Origin of the sequence: Corynebacterium kroppenstedtii (genome assembly GCF_016894245.1) — a bacterium.
Lineage (GTDB): Bacteria > Actinomycetota > Actinomycetes > Mycobacteriales > Mycobacteriaceae > Corynebacterium.
On the sequence record NZ_CP069792.1, the window covers coordinates 396,511 to 415,427 of the forward strand.

General features: G+C 54.2%; 15 protein-coding genes. 7 read left to right on the top strand and 8 right to left on the bottom strand.

What is annotated here, in order from left to right:
• Positions 1 to 6: 6 nt before the first annotated feature.
• Both I6J23_RS01940 and I6J23_RS01945 read right to left on the bottom strand, forming a co-directional pair.
• A complete protein-coding gene (locus I6J23_RS01940; protein ID WP_204582316.1) occupies positions 7 to 1,659 on the bottom strand; it encodes a Y-family DNA polymerase in 1,653 nt (550 codons plus the stop codon).
• A gap of 68 nt (positions 1,660 to 1,727) precedes the next feature.
• A complete protein-coding gene (locus I6J23_RS01945) occupies positions 1,728 to 2,600 on the bottom strand; it encodes a hypothetical protein (RefSeq protein WP_204582317.1) in 873 nt (290 codons plus the stop codon).
• A 433-nt stretch (positions 2,601 to 3,033) separates the two neighbouring features.
• On the opposite strand from I6J23_RS01945, the gene I6J23_RS01950 reads away from it, so the two are divergent.
• Positions 3,034 to 3,498 (top strand): hypothetical protein, encoded by a 465-nt coding sequence (locus tag I6J23_RS01950; RefSeq protein WP_204582318.1) that lies wholly within the window; start codon positions 3,034 to 3,036, stop codon positions 3,496 to 3,498.
• A 72-nt stretch (positions 3,499 to 3,570) separates the two neighbouring features.
• Here I6J23_RS01950 and guaA read toward each other — a convergent pair whose 3' ends face one another.
• The 3 genes from guaA to guaB all read right to left on the bottom strand — a co-directional run bounded on the left by guaA (position 3,571) and on the right by guaB (position 8,092).
• On the bottom strand, positions 3,571 to 5,145 hold the full coding sequence (gene guaA, locus I6J23_RS01955; protein ID WP_204582319.1) for a glutamine-hydrolyzing GMP synthase: 1,575 nt from the start codon (positions 5,143 to 5,145) through the stop codon (positions 3,571 to 3,573).
• Between the two features lie 102 nt (positions 5,146 to 5,247).
• On the bottom strand, positions 5,248 to 6,402 hold the full coding sequence (locus I6J23_RS01960; protein WP_204582320.1) for a GuaB3 family IMP dehydrogenase-related protein: 1,155 nt from the start codon (positions 6,400 to 6,402) through the stop codon (positions 5,248 to 5,250).
• 175 nt (positions 6,403 to 6,577) lie between these two features.
• A complete protein-coding gene (gene guaB, locus I6J23_RS01965) occupies positions 6,578 to 8,092 on the bottom strand; it encodes an IMP dehydrogenase (protein WP_046201989.1) in 1,515 nt (504 codons plus the stop codon).
• 119 nt (positions 8,093 to 8,211) lie between these two features.
• Between guaB and I6J23_RS01970 the strand changes: the two genes are divergently transcribed.
• A complete protein-coding gene (locus tag I6J23_RS01970) occupies positions 8,212 to 8,580 on the top strand; it encodes a DUF5319 domain-containing protein (protein WP_046201988.1) in 369 nt (122 codons plus the stop codon).
• Between the two features lie 6 nt (positions 8,581 to 8,586).
• On the opposite strand, the gene I6J23_RS01975 is transcribed toward I6J23_RS01970, so the two are convergent.
• Both I6J23_RS01975 and shbA read right to left on the bottom strand, forming a co-directional pair.
• Positions 8,587 to 9,702 carry a hypothetical protein gene (locus I6J23_RS01975; protein ID WP_204582321.1) on the bottom strand — a complete coding sequence of 372 codons (1,116 nt, stop codon included), beginning with the start codon at positions 9,700 to 9,702 and terminating at the stop codon, positions 8,587 to 8,589.
• Positions 9,703 to 9,876: 174 nt separating this feature from the next.
• On the bottom strand, positions 9,877 to 10,488 hold the full coding sequence (gene shbA, locus I6J23_RS01980) for an RNA polymerase sigma factor ShbA (protein ID WP_204582322.1): 612 nt from the start codon (positions 10,486 to 10,488) through the stop codon (positions 9,877 to 9,879).
• Positions 10,489 to 11,332: 844 nt separating this feature from the next.
• On the opposite strand from shbA, the gene I6J23_RS01985 reads away from it, so the two are divergent.
• The gene (locus I6J23_RS01985) at positions 11,333 to 11,620 is read left to right on the top strand and encodes a WhiB family transcriptional regulator (protein WP_046201986.1); all 288 of its coding nucleotides are present in this window, start codon (positions 11,333 to 11,335) and stop codon (positions 11,618 to 11,620) included.
• A gap of 12 nt (positions 11,621 to 11,632) precedes the next feature.
• Here I6J23_RS01985 and I6J23_RS01990 read toward each other — a convergent pair whose 3' ends face one another.
• On the bottom strand, positions 11,633 to 12,760 hold the full coding sequence (locus tag I6J23_RS01990) for an FUSC family protein (protein ID WP_204582323.1): 1,128 nt from the start codon (positions 12,758 to 12,760) through the stop codon (positions 11,633 to 11,635).
• Between the two features lie 231 nt (positions 12,761 to 12,991).
• On the opposite strand from I6J23_RS01990, the gene I6J23_RS01995 reads away from it, so the two are divergent.
• The 4 genes from I6J23_RS01995 (at position 12,992) to I6J23_RS02010 (ending at position 18,915) form a co-directional block, all read left to right on the top strand.
• Positions 12,992 to 13,918 carry a DedA family protein gene (locus I6J23_RS01995; RefSeq protein WP_239454949.1) on the top strand — a complete coding sequence of 309 codons (927 nt, stop codon included), beginning with the start codon at positions 12,992 to 12,994 and terminating at the stop codon, positions 13,916 to 13,918.
• 1,177 nt (positions 13,919 to 15,095) lie between these two features.
• Entirely contained in the window at positions 15,096 to 16,886 is a 1,791-nt protein-coding gene (locus I6J23_RS02000) for a DUF2075 domain-containing protein (RefSeq protein ID WP_204582324.1), read from the top strand.
• Positions 16,887 to 17,617: 731 nt separating this feature from the next.
• Entirely contained in the window at positions 17,618 to 18,481 is an 864-nt protein-coding gene (locus tag I6J23_RS02005; protein WP_204582325.1) for an aldo/keto reductase, read from the top strand.
• Between the two features lie 26 nt (positions 18,482 to 18,507).
• Positions 18,508 to 18,915 (top strand): MerR family transcriptional regulator, encoded by a 408-nt coding sequence (locus I6J23_RS02010; RefSeq protein ID WP_204582326.1) that lies wholly within the window; start codon positions 18,508 to 18,510, stop codon positions 18,913 to 18,915.
• Positions 18,916 to 18,917 lie beyond the last annotated feature (2 nt).

Here is an 18,917-nt window from a genome sequence, read left to right on the forward strand (position 1 = left end):
CGCGGTTCACCGATATACGCCTTCAATTCGCCATTTCTTTCCCCGGCAGATGAGTAGCAACCCGCTGGGTTGGTTTGTTGTCACTTGTAGTCGTGCGAAGCGACGTCCTTGTGCCCACCATTGCTCGTCAACGGGCCACGGTCCGGACCATCCTGTGATGTCATAGCGCTGAGTTCCCCATGCCACACAAGCTGGCTGAGCACTGAGCAGTGAGCGTCCTGTCACGATAATGTCATGGCCGTCTTCGTCGAGAAGAGAGACTCCACTCGCAGGATGTGCAGCACTAGGCCCACGTTCAACGCGTTTGGTGACTGGGATAGGAGCTGGAAATTGGCCTGGCCACGAATACGTACTGCTCGGGAGATCAGGGGCTGATTCCCCTACGGGAATAAGAGCAATGCGGTCCTCAGGGCCACGCCCGCCTTTTAGCACGGGAGTGCATACTCTGTCTGGTCCCAGCATTGTCTGCACCCGAGCCAATGCGGCATGAGCAGCATGGTCTTCCTTGGCACCCCATAAACCACGCATGGAACTGCTTGTCGTTTCGATGGGGTCAAGGGTGAGTTCGCATACTCCCACGCCAACTGGGGTTGTGTCGACCTCGATGTTATTGGGCGCCCCGGAGCTATGGGGCGCACCCGCCGATCCATCTTCAGATTCCCCGGCTGTGGCAGCAGCATGTGATACAAAGCGGTGAAGCCACCCTTCCAGTTGCCACCGCACTCGCTGAGCAATCGCATGTTCTGTGAGCTGGTCAGTGCACCGCCACACTCGTTCCAATTCATGATCCCCCTCAGGGGTGCGGATAAGTGCCCGTATAGCAACACGCAAACATATTTGCCCTCTATCTGACAGTTGATCATGAAGATCTGCCGCTAAACGACGACCAATAAACGCCACCGTATCGGAGCGGAACTCAGGTGAATCACAATGATGCGTAACAGCAAGATCACCGTTGTTTTCTTGGGGAGCTAGCCGCCGTGATGGAGCGCCACGGGCAATAGACCACCACCACAAGCCCTCGGTGCCAAAACGAGAGGAGACATCTCGTCGCGATAAGGCAGCCCAGTCCCCCATGCGCGTTATACCCATTTTCTCTACAGTGTCCACCAGTTCTTGTGGCTGACCTAATGCTCTGTCCTCACACAGTGTCCGTACAGGTAACCTGGCCAAGAAATCTGCATCGTGTCCCTCCGGAATAGTCATTCCCCGACGAGCAGCAAACACAGCAGTAGGTAATGTTCCTGCAGCTCCTGCAATAACGTCCACTCCCGGTCGAGCGACTGCATCAAGAACCATGGTGATCGCACGTTCTTCTGAGCCATAATATTTCACCAGCGGTGCAGACTTCACAGCAATGAGCCCGGGACGCAAAAGCTCGATACCAGCAGAAACGGAATCTACGTCTGCAACAAAGTCTTCAAAATATCTGGCATCACGGTCTTCATCGGCGGGCATGATGTGCATCGCCGGGCATAACGACTGAGCCTGCCTACGCTTCATGCCACGTCGGACTCCTACATGCCGCGCCTGGCGATCACACACATACACACCATGCTGGTCCACCAAGGCCAGCGGCCCATCTGGAATGTCGTTGTCACTGCGCGCAGCATATAGAGGAAAATCTGGAACCCAGAGGACTATTGTTCGTTCATTCACGGACACACTTGACTGATCACAATGAGGATCATCTGGACACTGATCTGCGCTAATAGAGTTACCCGATGTCATCCTGTGGCCTCCACTGCGTTTAGATCAAGAGCTTTCACACTCTTACGCCAATGGTGAAGCTGCGTCGGGCGATGGTGGCGTATCGGCTGGGCGAAAGATCCCACGCCCATATGCCATTGCCCTCGCTGAGGAGGTCGATGCCGATCCTCCACGCACATATCCACGCTCATGCCGCGAATGCGCCCGCGTCCACGGCCTAAACCGCGAAGAGCGCTCACGGTGGCGTCGATATGCAAAGAAACACCAGGCCACCGGACACCGCACACAAGAAGGGCGCACCGAGACGAGCGCACCCGGCTCATGACCGGCCGCGCCATTGATGGCGGCACATCCGCTTGCCTTTGACCGCAATAAACGACGAGATCCATCCCTTCGCACAGCACCCCCAACACACTAAGAGGATCGGGCGCACTGATATCCGCATCGCCAGTAGCGTCAGGACAATCGATCACTGCGATTAACGATAAATCACCGCCCGCATCTGAGACCGCGGCCCATAAAAGGTCGCTTAATCCGATAACGGCAACGTGTTTTCCCGCAGCGGTCACTTGAGCAATGATGTGCACCAGCACAGTTGGGCAATCCGCAATCGAGGTTGCCGCGCCGCGAGGAAGACCACCCAATGATGTCAGCTCCCCCAATGGCCCATGCAGAGGGAGGACCTGGAGAATCGAACGTTCGAACGATTCTTTTTCCTTAGGATGTGAACGTCGTTCACCAGAATGTGGCAAAGAATCAGATTCTTTGCCGTGAGGATAATCTGGTACCGACACCAGATGAGCCATGCGCGAGCGCAAGATTTCCACCTTTTCATCATTCGAAAGTGCAGTAAGGTCCGTAGTTACTGCACGAGCTCCCATCTGCGTCATCTTTGATCAGCCCTCACACATAGGCCAGGATAAAAATGGTTGTTTAGCTGCTCATACATGAGATCACGGGATGATACAAGGAGAGGCAACCATCCTATCCACATAGCTCGCAGAGCGGACGATATGCGATTGTTAGAACCTACGTACTCATTAAAATAAGCCACTATCGTCCACCTTCTTCTTCACTGAGCGTTGGCTATACTTCATATTCATGACCCCTTCGAACTCAAGGAGCTATGAACAGTTGTACCTGTACATCCGGACATAAAAATGGAAAACTCGTGGAGTTATCGTACACATGTTCGATATAAAAAGTCTAGAGCGTCAACGCACGAACTCCTACACGGACCAACGCACAAAGAAACCGCCTGGTTACCCCCTAGACCTCAGCGCACTGGCCGCCACTGATCACTAAACAACTACTCTGAAACATATGACTAACGACAACACTCACCGCGACACCAACCGCGAACTATCTGACCCTGAGCTAACTGAATCCGAGTACATCACTACGGTTTCGACTCCGAATCTGGTACGAACTATTGCGTCACTTCTCCTCGGCGGTGCTGTGGGCGTCATGGGACTCGCCATCGCGCCGCTCCTGAAAGTCATACTGCTCATCGTTCTCGCAGGAGCTGGGCTCCTTTTCATCGCTATTCATCCGTACCGACATGACGTGAGTGCCGCCTATATCAATCGATACGGGGAATACCGGACCACTGTCCGACGGCTCATCCCCCTCTTCCCCGACTGGTTAGCCCTCATGATCCTTCCCGTTATCCCCATGCAAGGAGCGTTCCTGGGCATCATTGCCTTCGTGATAGCCAGTGTCTATAACTATCTCGTGTTCCCCTGGATAGACGGCACTGCGTACACCCAAGAACCAGACACCCCGTAACCCCCGACTCGGTGCCCCCGCAACCCCCGCAACCAGGCGTCGGCCGGGCTCCGCACGCACGCCGACGCGGTCTTACTCCCACTCAATCGTTCCCGGAGGCTTCGAGGTGCAATCCAACACCACGCGATTCACTTCAGCGACCTCATTGGTAATGCGGGTCGAAATCTTCTCCATCACGTCATAGGGAATACGCGTCCAGTCCGCTGTCATCGCATCTTCCGATGACACCGGCCTCAAGACGATCGGATGGCCGTAGGTCCGGCCGTCGCCTTGCACTCCGACAGACCTCACATCCGCCAGCAAAACCACAGGGCACTGCCAAATCGAATCGTCCAGCCCCGCAGCGGACAACTCCTGACGAACAATCGCATCCGCCTCACGGAGCGTCGCCAAACGATCAGAAGTGACCTCCCCGATAATGCGGATGCCTAGGCCTGGGCCGGGGAACGGTTGGCGCGACACAATAGCGCTGGGCAAACCGAGCTCGCGCCCCACCGCACGGACCTCGTCCTTGAACAACAAACGCAGCGGCTCTACCAGGGTAAATTCAACGTCGTCAGGCAAGCCTCCCACATTGTGGTGGCTCTTGATATTCGCGGTTCCACTGCCTCCGCCGGATTCCACCACGTCCGGGTACAACGTACCCTGAACGAGGAAATCAACACGTGCACCCTCCGGCGCATCGGCCAGCACTCCGGCAACAGCGCGCTCAAATGAGCGAATAAACTCGTTACCGATCGCCTTACGCTTCTTCTCCGGGTCCGTCACACCCTTCAACGCCGACAGGAACGCGTCGGTTTCGTCGACCGTGACCAGGTTCGCGCCCGTCGACGCAACAAAATCATTCTCCACTTGCTCGCGCTCCCCCTTGCGCAGCAAACCATGGTCCACGAAAACACAGGTCAAGCGGTCACCGATCGCCCGCTGCACTAAGGCAGCAGCAACGGCCGAATCCACGCCACCCGACAGACCACAAATCGCCCGGCCGTCCGGGCCTACCTGCTGTCGAACCTGTTCCACCAACTGATCAGCAATATTGCCCGGCGTCCACGTCTGCTTCAGTCCGGCTATCTGCGTCAAGAAACGCTCCAGAACCTTCTGTCCTTCGGGCGAATGCATGACCTCCGGGTGGTACTGCACACCGGCCATGTGTCGGTCCGCATCCTCGAAGGCAGCCACCGGGGCTCCGGAGGAACGGCCCGTCACCACGAAGCCTTCAGGGGCCTCGGACACAGCATCCCCGTGACTCATCCACACGTCGTTCACCGCGCCGTCATGCAAGAGGCCACCATCGCCGACGATGGACATCGTCGTCCGGCCATATTCGCGGTCCCCCGTGCGCGCGACAACTCCGCCTAACGCGTGCGTCATTGCCTGAAAACCGTAGCAAATACCGAACACCGGGACACCCAAGTCCAACACCGACGGATCAAAAACAGGTGCGTCATCGGCGTAAACACTGGAGGGCCCGCCTGAGAGAATCAAGGCAGCCGGATGCTTCGCCTTAATTTCCTCCACCGACGCGGTGTGCGGAATGACCTCGGAATAGATGCGGGCCTCGCGCACGCGCCGAGCAATGAGCTGGGCATACTGGGCACCAAAGTCAACGACAAGAACAGGAGACGGGGTTTGTTGCTGTTCACTCACGCAGATGACTCTACCGCGTCAGATGGACAAACCTCGACCCCGTCTCGCTCCATCTCACCCGCTGACGTCAACGCCCCGACGTCAGCACCAATAGATCGCTAGCTACAGCCAGGACCGAACGCTCAACTGAACCTTCTGGAAGTCCTTCAAATTCGTGTAACCAGCCTTCGCCATCGAACGTCGAATACCACCGATCAGGTTCAAGCTGCCGAATGGTTCCGTCGCCGGCCCCATGAGAACTTTCTCCAATGACGGAGCCTCATCACGCTCAATGACAAGGTTCTCGATCACCCCACGCGGGAACCGCGGGTGCGCAGCCACCGAAGGCCAGTAGTATCCGGTCGCTGCAGCCTCCTTGGCCTGCGACAAGGGGCTACCCAACATCACAGCATCGGCACCACATGCGATAGCTTTCGCCATCTCGCCGGAGGTTTCCAGCTCGCTATCCGCGATCACGTGGACATACCGGCCGCCGGTCTCATCCAAATAATCACGGCGGGCAGCCGCCGCGTCGGCAATGGCCGTCGCCTTCGGAGCATCAATACCCAGCGTGTCCGCATTCGTCGTCGATCCACCACCGACGATAATGCCGGCTGCGCCCGTCCTCATCAGATGCATAGCCGTCGTGTAATCCAACACCGACCCCGCAATGACAGGAACATCCAGCGAGCCGATGAACTCCTTCAAGTTCAGGGGCGTGCCATCGGCCGACACATGCTCGGCGGAGATCAACGTTCCTTGAATGACGACGATCTCTGCCCCGGCCGCAACCACCACCGGAGCCAATTCCCGAGCATTTTGCGGCGACACGCGAACCACCGTCGTCACGCCCGAAGCGCGAACATCGCGAATACGGTCCGACAATAAATCCTTGTCCAGCGGCAGACCATGCAGCTTTTGCAACAGCGGGATAGCCCGATTGGTCATCTGGCCATCGTCGTAGCCCTCTTCATCGAAGGCCGTCGACACGATCTGTTCCACGGCGGCGTCCATGTCCGCCACGCGCCCCCACAGGCCTTCAGCGTTAATAACCGCAGCGCCCCCCAGACGGCCCATTTCACTAATGAAATCCACGCTGGTTAATGCGTCGCTCGGTTGTGCCAGAACGGGAATACCGAAGTGGTACGCGTCGATCGTCCACGAAGTATCCACATCTTTTGACGACCGCGTGCGCCTGTTGGGCACGATCGTGATGTCATCGAGCCCATATGTCCGGCGAGCTTCCCGCCCCAAACCAATTTCCACAACTTCACGCATGATTTTTCTGTATTTCCTCACAGTGACAGACAGCCCAAACCGGCTGCCAACAACAAAAACAATTCACTCAATTAATCCCGGTTACTTCGTGCGCCCAACACGCCCGACGACGGAGGCCGCGCGTGGCCAGAGCATGGCCAACGGGGCCGACACGGTCCGACGGGGCCACGAGCTTCTAATGCTGGTAATAATTGGGTGCTTCCACCGTCATCTGGATGTCATGCGGATGCGATTCCCGAAGACCCGCCGCCGTGATCTGCACAAATTTGGCGTCGTGGAGATCGTCGATCGTTGCGGAACCGGTGTACCCCATGGCGGCACGCAAACCACCCACAAGTTGATGAGCAATGCCATCAATGTGCCCGCGGAACGGAATACGCCCCTCGATCCCCTCCGGGACCAACTTTTCTTCGCTACGAACATCCGCCTGGAAGTAGCGATCCTTCGAGTACGACCGCTGTTCACCCTTCAGACCGCGGCCCTGCATCGCCCCCAACGAACCCATACCGCGATACATCTTGTATTGCTTGCCATTGACGGTGACAACATCCCCCGGAGCTTCCGCAGTACCGGCCAGCAGCGAACCCAACATCACCGTGTTCGCGCCAGCAACCAGGGCTTTCGCGATATCGCCGGAATACTGCATACCGCCGTCGGCAATAACCGGAACTCCGGCCTTATGCGCCGGAACGGAGGCTTCCATGATCGCCGTGATCTGCGGCGCGCCCACACCCGCGACAACGCGCGTCGTACAAATAGAACCGGGTCCAATTCCCACTTTGATGGCGTCAGCCCCGGCATCAATCATCGCCTGGGCTGCCTCACGCGTCGCTAAGTTGCCACCAATGACGTCAACGCGGTCACCGAACTCCTTCTTCACCCGCGAGACCATATTCAAAACACCAGAATTGTGCGCGTGAGCAGTATCAACGACGAGGGCATCGACACCCGCGTCAACCAACGCACCCGCGCGCTTCCATGAGTCCTCGCCCGTACCGATACCGGCACCGACGATCAAGCGGCCTTCCTTATCCTTTGATGCATTCGGGTACTGCTCACGCTTCACAAAATCTTTCACCGTGATCAGGCCCGTCAACTTGCCCGCCGAATCAACAATCGGCAGTTTCTCCACCTTGTGGGTGGACAACAGGTTCAGAGCAGCCTCCGCCGACACGCCCTCCTGGGCGACGATTAACGGCATCGGCGTCATAACGTCGGCAACCTTGCGGGACAGATCAGACTCGAACCGCATGTCACGGTTCGTGCAAATGCCGACCAACGTGCCCTCGTCGTTAACCACGGGCAAACCAGAGACGCGGAACTTGGCGCACAGCTCGTCAACGTGGCCGATCGTGTCCCCCGGGGAACACGTAATGGGGTTCGTGACCATGCCAGCCTCTGAACGCTTCACGACTTCCACGTTCTGGGCTTGGTCGTCGATGGAAAGATTGCGGTGAAGGATCCCAATGCCGCCCTGCCGAGCCATCGCAACAGCCATGCGGGACTCTGTCACCGTATCCATCGCCGCGGACACCAGCGGAATACCCAGCCGGATATTGCGCGTGAGCTGGGCAGATGTGTCCACTTCGGAAGGAATCACATCGGAGGCGGAAGGAATAAGAAGGACATCATCGAAAGTTAGACCTACAAGAGCAACTTTGTTGGGGTCGTCGCCACCTGTGCGTTCCACTATTTATCTCCTAGGACCATGACGAAAACGAAGTGCCACCACGCACTCTTTTGTCATATGCTACCGCAAAAATTTTGAGGCACATGGGCTAGCCTAGTGGGGTGAACTTCGCAGACCATATGCCCCCGGACCCATTCGCGGGAGATCCCAACGATCCCGCCTCTTTCCTCGACCCCGATGAGCCTATGGAACCCCTTACCGACGAGGAAAAAGGCGAGGTCATTATCGAGCTTCACCACGTCCGGGAGATGCAGCGTGTTCTCACCCCGCTAGGCATACGGGGCGTGGAGATGCTGTGCGATGACTGCGAAGAGATGCACTACTACGACTGGGGGATACTCATTAACAACTTGCTCGCGCTATATAACCACGAGCAACCACCCATTCATGAGCCGAGCGCCAACCCCAATCCCGACGAATACGCTCCGTGGGACTACTGCCTCGGGTTCCTTGATGGGCTCAACCACGGCATCGCCGGGTACCGGTAAGGTCTTCTACTCCTCGTCGGAGGTGCTAGCGCCGCCCGATGACGGGGATTCAGTCACGTCATCACTCGTGCCATCCGATGACGAACCACGCGATGAACTTCCGCTCCCGGAACTCGAAGAACCGCTAGTAGATCCATTCGATCCAGGTACAGGAGCCGGCGTCACCGTCGTCGTCACGGTAACAGTCACCGTCGACGTTTCAGTAGTCGTCTTCGGTTCTTTAGCGTCGCGATCATTCGTTGTCGTCGGATTCTTGCGTGGCTCAGCCTTCTTCGGCTCCCCATTGTTCATCGTCTTCTCGACGGTGGTGGGTTTGCCGTCGGGGCCCTTCACCACAGACTGGTCGGTGACAGTAACCGTCGTCGTTGATTCGTCTTTCTTTGAATTTTTCGCCCCGGAATCCTTGGCCTTGTGAGCAACTTCGCGCGCTTTTTCCAGTAAAACAGCAGCACCCTGGACATCCCCAGCCTCCTGCTTTTCACGAACCTGGTCGAGCGTCGAGGCCAATTCAACCGCAGCAGCGTGATCGCCGAAGAATCTCTGGTTCAGCCCCCACAGAGGTGAACCTGGTGTCGATGCGTGGATAACAGCTCCGCCACCGGCGAGGAGGACACAGGATGCAGCAGCACCGCCGAGGGCGTACATCCACCGCGGGACCGGATTGTGGTTATCACCATGACGCCACGAGCGATGACGTGGACGACCCGATCGGGATCTCTTCGCGACAGCATCATCGCCCGCCGCTTCACGCTGGTTTTTCCAGGCGGCGAAGTCATGCACCGTAGCGTCGGCATCGTCGCTACGGCGAGCTATGCCGTCACCGGAAGCCGCGGTGTGCCCCTCCGCGTGCACGGGATGGAACACAGTTGTCGGCGCATTAGCAACGGGGGAATTATCCAGCGTCTCTTCTTCAGAGAAACTATCAAAGAAACCTAGATCGCTGAGCTGGGGCGTTGCCGGAATATTACGTTCCGCTTCCTGCCGAGCTTGAATGAACAGCCGACCGAGGTCATCATCGGAGTCGGTGACCCGGGGAAGATTATCAAGGTAGCGGTCAACAGCAGCTAGGGATTCTGGATCGTACTCAACCCCCTCACGATCCCAGTCATCAAAATCACTCATCTGTTCGCTCCTGTTGTTCCATCCACACTAAAACCGGTCATTACGTGTACGGCCCCGCTAGTAGGCGAAGCCGCAATATCGTCGCCATCGGCAACATTAAGCACCATCATGGAAAAGGTGTTGCCTCCACGACGTATGTACTTCTTTTTATGAGCAAACCCCCGACATCACTTTTCAGTCCTCTTTAGCCTTGCTGGCCAAAGCAATCGCCTCACCATAATCAGGCGACTCAGCCAAGGCCTTCTTTAATTTAGCAATCGCCCGGAACTGAGCTACTCGAACGGCATTCGGCGTCGACCCAATGATCTTAGCTGTCTCCTCCGAGGTATACCCTTCAAGCACTCGCAAAATAATGATTTCGCGTGGTCGCTCACCCAGTATGTCGAGCAAACGCAAAAGTTTGTTACGGGCATCCGATTGAATAGCCAACTCTTCTGGACCAGCAACATCATGGATGGCTTCGGGGATCTCATCCGTCGGTTGGCTACGGTCTCTCCCCATCGAGCGATAGCCATCTTTTACCTTGTGACTAGCAATTCCGTACACGTACGACATGAACGGTGTTCCGCGGTCTACAAAGCGATCTATCGACTTCAGTACGGCCATGCATATTTCTTGAGCCGTATCCTCCGGTCCGGGGAAAGAATCATCTGACAACCGATGCCGGCAGTACACCACCACTTTTGGGTGGATATAGTCCATAACCTTTTGCATGGCGTCCCGATCCCCGCGCGCAGCTGCGGCAACCAGACCATTAATGGCCCCATCGCTAGCTGCTGCAGACATTGACTTCCTCTTCTTTCACTGTCGACGACGGCTCGTCGGCGTCGTCGACTCCGACAAAAACACGCGTAACCGCAGCCTCGGGCACCAAACCGCGATTTCTCTTGCCTCATTCTGACGTGAAAATCAGAAAAAGACAATTTTATTTGCGCCGATGAATATATAAGCAAACAACGAGCCTGGTCGGAGCTGTTGTAGCTTATTGAAAATGGGCAATTCAGGACGACAAGATGTCATAAAACTATCACTACGATTCCATAGAACGCGAATGAGCACTATAGAACGTGAGAAACCAGACTACATGACCACGCCCATAACTGTTTGGGGCTCAAAAATACGTATAAAAGAATGAAGATAATTTTATGTATTAAATGCACAAAGCTAGCGATTCTTTTGCCCCTCAGTAGGGGGTGACTGACAGTCGCGTGAGCGGTTTTAGCTTCTGTGTGACAAGACGAAGTCTTACTGAACGGCCGCCTAGCGATCGTTCAAGGATTGCTCAACAATCATCCGGCACTCCCCAGCGAACCCCACGGCCACCCCCTTTCGGCCTGCGGGCAGCTCCTTCCAGCCTGCAAGCAACCCCCTCCGGCCTGCGGGCAGCCCCCCACAACCACTCACAGACAGGCACGACACCTGCCGCCCCACGCATCAATTAATTTTGCAATCTAAAAGTCGTGTTCTCGTTACGTTCTGTTCACCAACGCGGTCTTGACTGAATAGCAGGCACCTACACGCCCGCAGATACACGGCGTCGCCACAACATAAACCACAAAACCAAAAACAAACACAAACGACACCACATATCTGCAGAATGAAACCCACATCACACCCGACGGAGGAGAACATGCTTTCTCAGATCCACAACCTGCCGACCCCCACCATCCAATCATGGGAATGGCAACGGCATGGATCATGCCGAGACACCGATGCATCCCTGTTCTTTCACCCTGAAGGCGAACGCGGACGCGCCCGTGCAGCCCGCGAGCACGCTGCCAAATCGGTATGCGCAACCTGTCCCGTTATTAACCAATGCAGAGAACATGCACTCTCCGTCGGCGAGACCTATGGCATTTGGGGCGGCCTGAGCGAAAGCGAGCGCGACGCCATAACGCGAACACACGCCCGCGTTTAGCCTTCTGACCTTCTAGCCCTCCCAAATCTGAAGGTCTGAGCCGTCGCCTTTCTTATCTTCCGGCCGCAACACAACCACAGCCGACTCACGCGACAAGCCGCATACCTGGAGCAAGTCCACGATGATGGATCTCGCCTGTGCCATCACAACAATCCCCGAAATGCCGGACTTTTCACCATGATCTCCCGACGTCACTGCCGCAGTATTCTTCAGCTGCTCAATCACTGCAGGTAAGCGCTGAGCCTCATGAAGCTTCCCCGATTTTCCCTGCTCAGCGAAGATCGATTCTAATTCGGTACAAGCATGGGCCAAGGCATCTAAGATAACTGGAATACGCTCGTCAACATCTTTCTGATCGGAAATAATCGTGGCCGCCCGGCGCGCAAGAACGCGCGAGTTACGCATCGTGTTATCCACCGGCGACAAAATCTGACTCATTTTCCGCATGTCACGGCGCGCACCCCAATAAAATGGCGACACCGCGGCGACCTCCGTACCGCCCTGAACAGCGGCGATCATGGCGTTAATGCGCGCCTGGGTTCCTCGGGCGGACACTAAAGCGTCGGAGATGACTCCCACGTCGTTGCTCCTCAGCCCACGCGACACGGTGTCCAGAACATGCCCTGCGTGGCCGATCACCCGGCTTACTTCGCGTCGCGCTGGCCGGATGGCGCTATTAGGCACCAGGGCGATCACCATGATCCCAATAAGGCCGCCGACCAGGGCGTCGATCATTCGAGTGATGCCACCCATCGTTCCCGGGGGCATAATCGTCGCTACTAAAACGGCGGAGCACGTCGCTTGGATGGGGGCTAGCGGGGATTTATCAAGGAATAGCGCGGCGGCCAGGGCGCAGGCCACGGTGATGGCGATTTGCCAGGACCCGGTCCCGATGTGGGAGATCATGATGTCTCCGATGCCAATTCCCAGGGAGACCCCCATGACAAGTTCGACTGACCGACGCAACCGGCCAACTGTGCTGGTGCCGAGCGCGATCACCGCCGCCATGGGGGCGAAGAACGGCTGCGGGTGGCCGATCACATGGTGTGCAAACCAGAATGCAATTCCGGCGGCAAGGGACCCCTGGATCACGATCATCTTGCCGTCGCTGAGCCGTTCTACGCCGTGGAAATGGTTCACAGATAAGAAAATACGGCACGACAAGAGGAAATCGGCCACTGCGGGGAAAATCGGCCACTGCGGGGAAGAATGAGGGAAATAAGGTGGGAACTACCGCGGGAAACGTCACCCCGAACACCACATCCCTTACCACTCATGACCTGCATCGTGACGCCCAATTAAGAAATTTCACAGCAAATTCACGGTTTCGGAGTCAAAAGGATGGATCTGTACCAAGTATGCTGTGGGATCATGAGTGCACTGACCGCTGTCGACCTCACTGTTCTCACCCAAGCGTTCACCATGGGTGGCACAGGGGTAAAAACATTCGCTTCCGCCGCTTTTGCTAACGGCACAAACGTACTTGCCGACGCTGCTACGTCGGCACGAGCAACACTGGCGGCCTCTGCCGATCTGGTGCCGCAGCTACGCACCAGCATCCTCGCCCAGGCGAGCGAAACTGTGACAGCAGCCCCGAAACTGTTGGATCCGATGTACTGGCTGGGTGCCGATAGCCCCTTCGGGCACCTGATTCTCCCCGGCCTGGGGCTCATTATTTTCGTGGAAACCGGGCTCGGATTCCCCCTCCTCCCCGGCGATTCCCTGCTGTTTACCGCGGGCATGCTGGCCAACCAGCACAATGGGTTCGCCCCCGTGTGGCAGGTGCTTCTGGTCGCCATCGCTTGTGCCATTGCCGGTGACCAATCGTCCTATTGGATTGGTAGGAAGCTCGGCGACCGAATCAGGAAACGCCCCGACGGGCGCATCTTTAAGAAGGCCTATATCACTGAAGGCGAGGCGTTCTTTAGGAAATGGGGGGCGCTGGCCGTGATTCTGTGCCGGTTCGTGCCGATTGTCCGCACCTACGCTCCCATGACTATCGGCATGGCGCGTATGAATTACGCCCGCTTCTTCCTTTTCGACATTTGCGGCGGGTTCCTGTGGGCTGGCGGTGTGACGGTTCTCGGCGTGTGGCTGGGGAGCTTCACCTTCGTGCGGGAGAATATCGAGCTGATTTTCCTGGCGATCGTGTTCATTTCTATTCTGCCCGGGATTATCGGTGCGATTAAGAAATCACGCGCGTCGAAGGGAGCTGTCACTAGCGACGACTCTGCTGCCCCGCTGGCTGCGCGTGATGCCAAAGAGACACTGCACGAGCGCGAGGCTAGTGAGTCGTAGGGGAAAATGCACGTTGTTATAAAACACCACGACTGGGGGTGGTTGGAAACGTCTCCCTGGCAAGCCTCCATCTCCACGTACTCCGCAGGCTGAGGTAACTTATGGTCAGCCATACAATCTGGTGCCAACAACATCAACTATCGCACCACACTGAGCGGACATAGCTTGTCATCGCCACTTTCACAGCCCTCAACACAACCCCGTATCCTGGACAGGATTTATCACAACGGCACCAGCGAGAATCGCACAGGATTGTGATAGACGACTTCAGTGACAAACAACATCTCCACACCAGAATTAACCTGTACAAAAATAAATCAAAATCATGGTCACTTACAACGTTAACTTTTGAACATAAAGAAGTGGATGACCACGCTCGCTACGCCGACCTCGCATCCTATTTTCGGATGGACTTCTCCCGTCTAACGAACGCATTCCGTATAGCTAGCGATCGGCACGGCATAAGCGGAAATACCACCATCATTCTGAGGCCTTGGAAGCCTATCTACGGCTAAATATAGTTTCACAGAAAAACAGTTAATTATCTGAGAGGCAAATGATACCGGAGAGCGAGCTATTTTCTGAGATTAAGGCAGTGAATTATTACTTTCCTACTGGAAGACACCATCGTTAAAGACCAATATGCCCAACAGAAAACCACATCAGCAGCTATTGACCTCCGCGACAGGGCACAACTACGTGACGCAAGCGAAGCCGGCGATTCTCGAGTGAACTTCGAGACATTTGGTGAAGTCGAAGGTAGTCAGATCCCAGAACAATCGTCTTCCGAAGAACTTCATCCCCTAGTCCTAGTAGCATCCAAGACCAGGTACCCCAATTCGGTTAACCCCTCTCCTTAGCCGATAACGGTACTAGGGTAAGCCTGGACGCCAGGCAAAACGGACAGGGCCTTCTATGACCACAAAGCTGCCGAACCGCGAGCGATTAGCCGCCAAAAAAGGCCAGTCCCAAAATCCCACCGGTCGGCCTCGCCTCGGGTGGAACTAACGCCGACGTTTTCCAACTCCCTACTAGCCAGTTCCGCTTTAAAAGTAATAACCAATCAAATCCGAACTGATATCGCCAAACTGTTATAATGACCTCATTGTTGGGGGTCTACATATTAAAACGCTAGAAAAACCACACGTTGCGCACAAGTTCGGTTACGATAGTATACATGGACACGAGAATTAGAAAGATAACCTACTCGGAAACAGACATCGAAACCTACGAAAAGCAGTTGACGCACTCGCAAGACAAACTAGATAAAAAGTACCTCTTAGACTATCCCACCGTATATATAATTCACGATAAACAGTATGCGGGATACCACGTATATGTAGGTGAGACCAACAACATCATCGGGAGAACTGAGCAACACCTTAAGGAAATACCAACAAACGATATCAACAACTATAAACAATATTGGAACTCATTTAACCATTCAAAAACGTCAAAGATGTACGTCATCGGGAATGATAAATTTAACAAATCATTAACTCTGGACGTCGAAAACAAGCTAATGAGCTACCTAACTAGCGTGCCGGTGGTATACCGGGTTGAAAATGCCCGACCCAATGCCCAAGAAAATTATTTTACGAAAAACGATTTTGACAAAATCTTCTCAGATATCTGGAGTAAACTAGGAAAAGACAATCCGCACTTATTTCCGTCTGAAAAAGAAATTAAAGATTCTGCAATCTTTAAGGCCTCACCTTTCCACGAGTTGACTCAAGAACAAGAACAGGCCAGAAAGTCTATCCTCAGAACAATTCAACAAGAACTAAATAAAGGTACCGACGAGATCGGGAGACTTAAATTGGTCATGGGGGAAGCTGGTTCTGGGAAAACGGTGTTGTTAAGCAATATCTTCTTGGATATTTCAGATTCACTTAAGGATTTCAATAACGACCAGAATACTCCAAACTTCCCCGAAGTCCATTTACTGGTTAACCACAATGAGCAGCTTTCAGTGTATACGCAGATTGCGAATAAGCTCGGTCTGCAAACACGAACCCACCAAAGAGTTTGGAAACCAACCGCTTTTTTAAATAAACACCTTTCCTCAGTTAAAAAAGAGCAGAAACCTGTAGATGTCGTGATCGTTGACGAGGCGCATCTATTACTTACACAAGGTGATCAAGGCTACCATGGAAAAGATCACCTGGTCGACCTCTTGAAAGTTGCGAGAGTTGTTGTAGCAGTTTTTGATCAAGACCAAATTTTATCAACTAAGCAGTGGCGTAAAAAAGAGGAGATCGAACGTTACTTAAAAGATCCTTCTAACGACTTAATCCGTTTACAGAATCAACTGAGGATAAATGCCAATGACGACACACTCACTTGGTTAAGAAATTTTATTGACAACGGCGATATTGGCCCAATTCCCGAAGATGAAGATTATGACCTTCAGATTTTTGACACACCAGATAAACTATATCATAAAATTAGAGAAAGATCCGAACAGACCGAAAGTGGCTTGTCACGCGTGATAGCGACTTACGACTGGCCTTGGAAAGAAAATAAAAAACCCGATAATGGCGATTTCACTTGGAATGTCACGGTCGGTAATTTTTCTATGCCGTGGAATTATTCACTTCCCTGTGCACCTGAAGATAAAGATTCATCTTGGGCGGAGCAACCTCAAACTATTGACGAGATTGGCTCAACCTTTACCATCCAAGGTTTCGATCTAAATATCGCCGGCGTAATCATCGGCCGATCAGTGAAGTGGGACGAGACTAAGCAAAAGGTCTATTTTGACCGTGAGGAGAGCTGCAACAAGGGCGCAAAAAATCGGAGAACCTTATCTGATAATACTAAAGCTTACCTCTCAGATGAGTTACTACATAATGAACTTAACGTTCTACTTACTCGTGGAGTAAACGGGTTATACATTTTTGCAGTTGATAAGCCTCTTCGTCAACATTTGCTCGCCATGTCGCGTCAGACTTCCCCGAAGCTATAACTGTAGTTTATTTTTGAACAACCCTAACGCAGTTATATACCCGATTCGCATCACGGCCCCCTTCCAAAATTTTTTGTCCGCAGTGAAAAATTTTTCTTTTGTAACTTCGGAACACCCTCGCCGCTTTAAATCAGAAAGGTGTAAGTCGCTAAATCCTACCTTGAAGACTCTTTCTTCTCGCTAAAAGTTAGCCTTTTGACGATGCAGTAACTATCGATAGGTTTTTCTCAGTAGACTCGTGTAAAACCACCTGGCGCTCCTACACCGTTAAATATATTAAGTTCATAGATCACCCCTTATCCCGTCGAAACTTTGTGCTGAATGATGGGTAAAGAAACCTTTTGCTAACGCTCCGGCATTCACTGGGGGGCGGGTAAACGCGTTATAGTTTCCAACTGGTCGGCAAATTTGACCGCACCTGAGTAGTTAAATTGTTAATTCAATTTGGCACTTAAAGCTAAGTCCGGTCAAATTTAACCCCACCCACTCTATTATTTTTCAACCTCGAGCTTTCGGGTTGTTATTCCCAGAGCTCCTAATTACCTGACACCCTCGTTTTAGCGTGTTTTAGTCCTACTCACGTTTATAGCTCTAAAACCTGGAATACTCCCTCGAGAATACTGATCCGTGCCTTCTACCGACTGGAGCTTCAATATGGGCACATCCAGATTTGCTTGGGAGTCGCTCCCAAGTTGTTGAATTGGGCGTAGTCAATCTCGAAGGAGCACATTATGCTGAAACCACTGACTATGTCCGACGACCACACGATCCCCGTCCAGGGATTCGGTGTATACCAGATTCCCGCTGACCAGACGGCCGACGCAGTCGCCCACGCCATCGAGGCCGGTTACCGCCATATTGATACCGCCCAGGCCTACTTCAACGAGGAAGCCGTTGGCGAGGGAATCCGTCGTAGTGGCATTGACCGTGACCAGTTGTTCCTGACCACCAAGGTGTGGCTCGATAATTATGGCGAGGATGCCACCTTTGAGAGCGTGAAGACCTCACTGGAAAAGCTGGGTACGGATTACGTTGACCTTATGCTGCTCCACCAGCCCTTTAACGACGTGTACGGAGCCTGGAGGGGACTCGAGCGCGCGCAGAAAGAGGGACTGATCCACTCCATCGGAGTATCGAACTTCACGCCGTCGCGCGTGCACGACTTGGGATCGTTCAATGCTTTGTATCCAGTCGTGAACCAGATTGAGATCAACCCGTTCAACCAGCAAACTGAGCGCGTCGCTGAACTACAGAAACACGGCGTGACCGTCGAGGCCTGGGCCCCGTTTGGTGAAGGCCGCAATGGGCTTTTCGATAACCCCGTGCTCACCGGAATCGGGAAGCAATACGACAAGTCGGTCGCCCAGGTGGTACTTCGGTGGCTCTACCAGCGCGATATCGTCGGGCTGGCCAAGTCCGTCCATGCCGAGCGTATCCAGCAGAACATCGATATCGCGGATTTTAGCCTAACCGATGAGGATATGGCCGCCATCGCCAAGCTTGATACGGGCTCCTCACTGTTCTTCGACCACGAAGCAATGGAGACCATCGATTTCTTCACTGACCTGATCAACCAACGTCGATCGACCGACTAAGAGCACGAGAATTAAGAGCAGATCCCATGTTGTATTCGACTAGAGAAGCCTCCGAGGCCAGCAGAATCTCCGTGGACACCGTGCGGTACTACTGCAAAATCGGGCTCGTACCGCGGGTCATGCGCGATGAAAACAATTATCGCGTTTTTGATGAGCACGATATTGCCTGGCTGCGGGGGCTTCGCTGCCTGCGGGAATGCGGCATGGGGATCGACCAAATGCGTGAGTACATGGAGCTGTGCTTGGAGGGCGAGGGCAGTATCCCGCAGCGCAAGGACATCCTCCAGGATCAACGCCATGTTGTCGAAGACAAGATCGCGAACTTACGCGACATGCTGGCCTTCATCGATTCGAAGCTTAGCTACTACGACAAAGTTCGCGCCGGTGAGATCGAGTACGAATCCAGCCTGCTCGCACCGGTCAAAAACCAGTAGCC

What these genes read in the sequence shown, in the direction of transcription:
- I6J23_RS01985 (WP_046201986.1), top strand. Translation starts at nt 11,333, where the DNA reads ATGCTTTCTCAGATCCACAACCTGCCGACCCCCACCATCCAATCATGG.
- I6J23_RS01995 (WP_239454949.1), top strand. Translation starts at nt 12,992, where the DNA reads ATGAGTGCACTGACCGCTGTCGACCTCACTGTTCTCACCCAAGCGTTC.
- I6J23_RS02005 (WP_204582325.1), top strand. Translation starts at nt 17,618, where the DNA reads ATGCTGAAACCACTGACTATGTCCGACGACCACACGATCCCCGTCCAG.
- I6J23_RS01945 (WP_204582317.1), bottom strand. Translation starts at nt 2,600, where the DNA reads ATGACGCAGATGGGAGCTCGTGCAGTAACTACGGACCTTACTGCACTT.
- I6J23_RS02010 (WP_204582326.1), top strand. Translation starts at nt 18,508, where the DNA reads ATGTTGTATTCGACTAGAGAAGCCTCCGAGGCCAGCAGAATCTCCGTG.
- I6J23_RS01950 (WP_204582318.1), top strand. Translation starts at nt 3,034, where the DNA reads ATGACTAACGACAACACTCACCGCGACACCAACCGCGAACTATCTGAC.
- I6J23_RS01975 (WP_204582321.1), bottom strand. Translation starts at nt 9,702, where the DNA reads ATGAGTGATTTTGATGACTGGGATCGTGAGGGGGTTGAGTACGATCCA.
- shbA (WP_204582322.1), bottom strand. Translation starts at nt 10,488, where the DNA reads ATGTCTGCAGCAGCTAGCGATGGGGCCATTAATGGTCTGGTTGCCGCA.
- I6J23_RS01960 (WP_204582320.1), bottom strand. Translation starts at nt 6,402, where the DNA reads ATGCGTGAAGTTGTGGAAATTGGTTTGGGGCGGGAAGCTCGCCGGACA.
- I6J23_RS02000 (WP_204582324.1), top strand. Translation starts at nt 15,096, where the DNA reads ATGGACACGAGAATTAGAAAGATAACCTACTCGGAAACAGACATCGAA.
- I6J23_RS01970 (WP_046201988.1), top strand. Translation starts at nt 8,212, where the DNA reads ATGCCCCCGGACCCATTCGCGGGAGATCCCAACGATCCCGCCTCTTTC.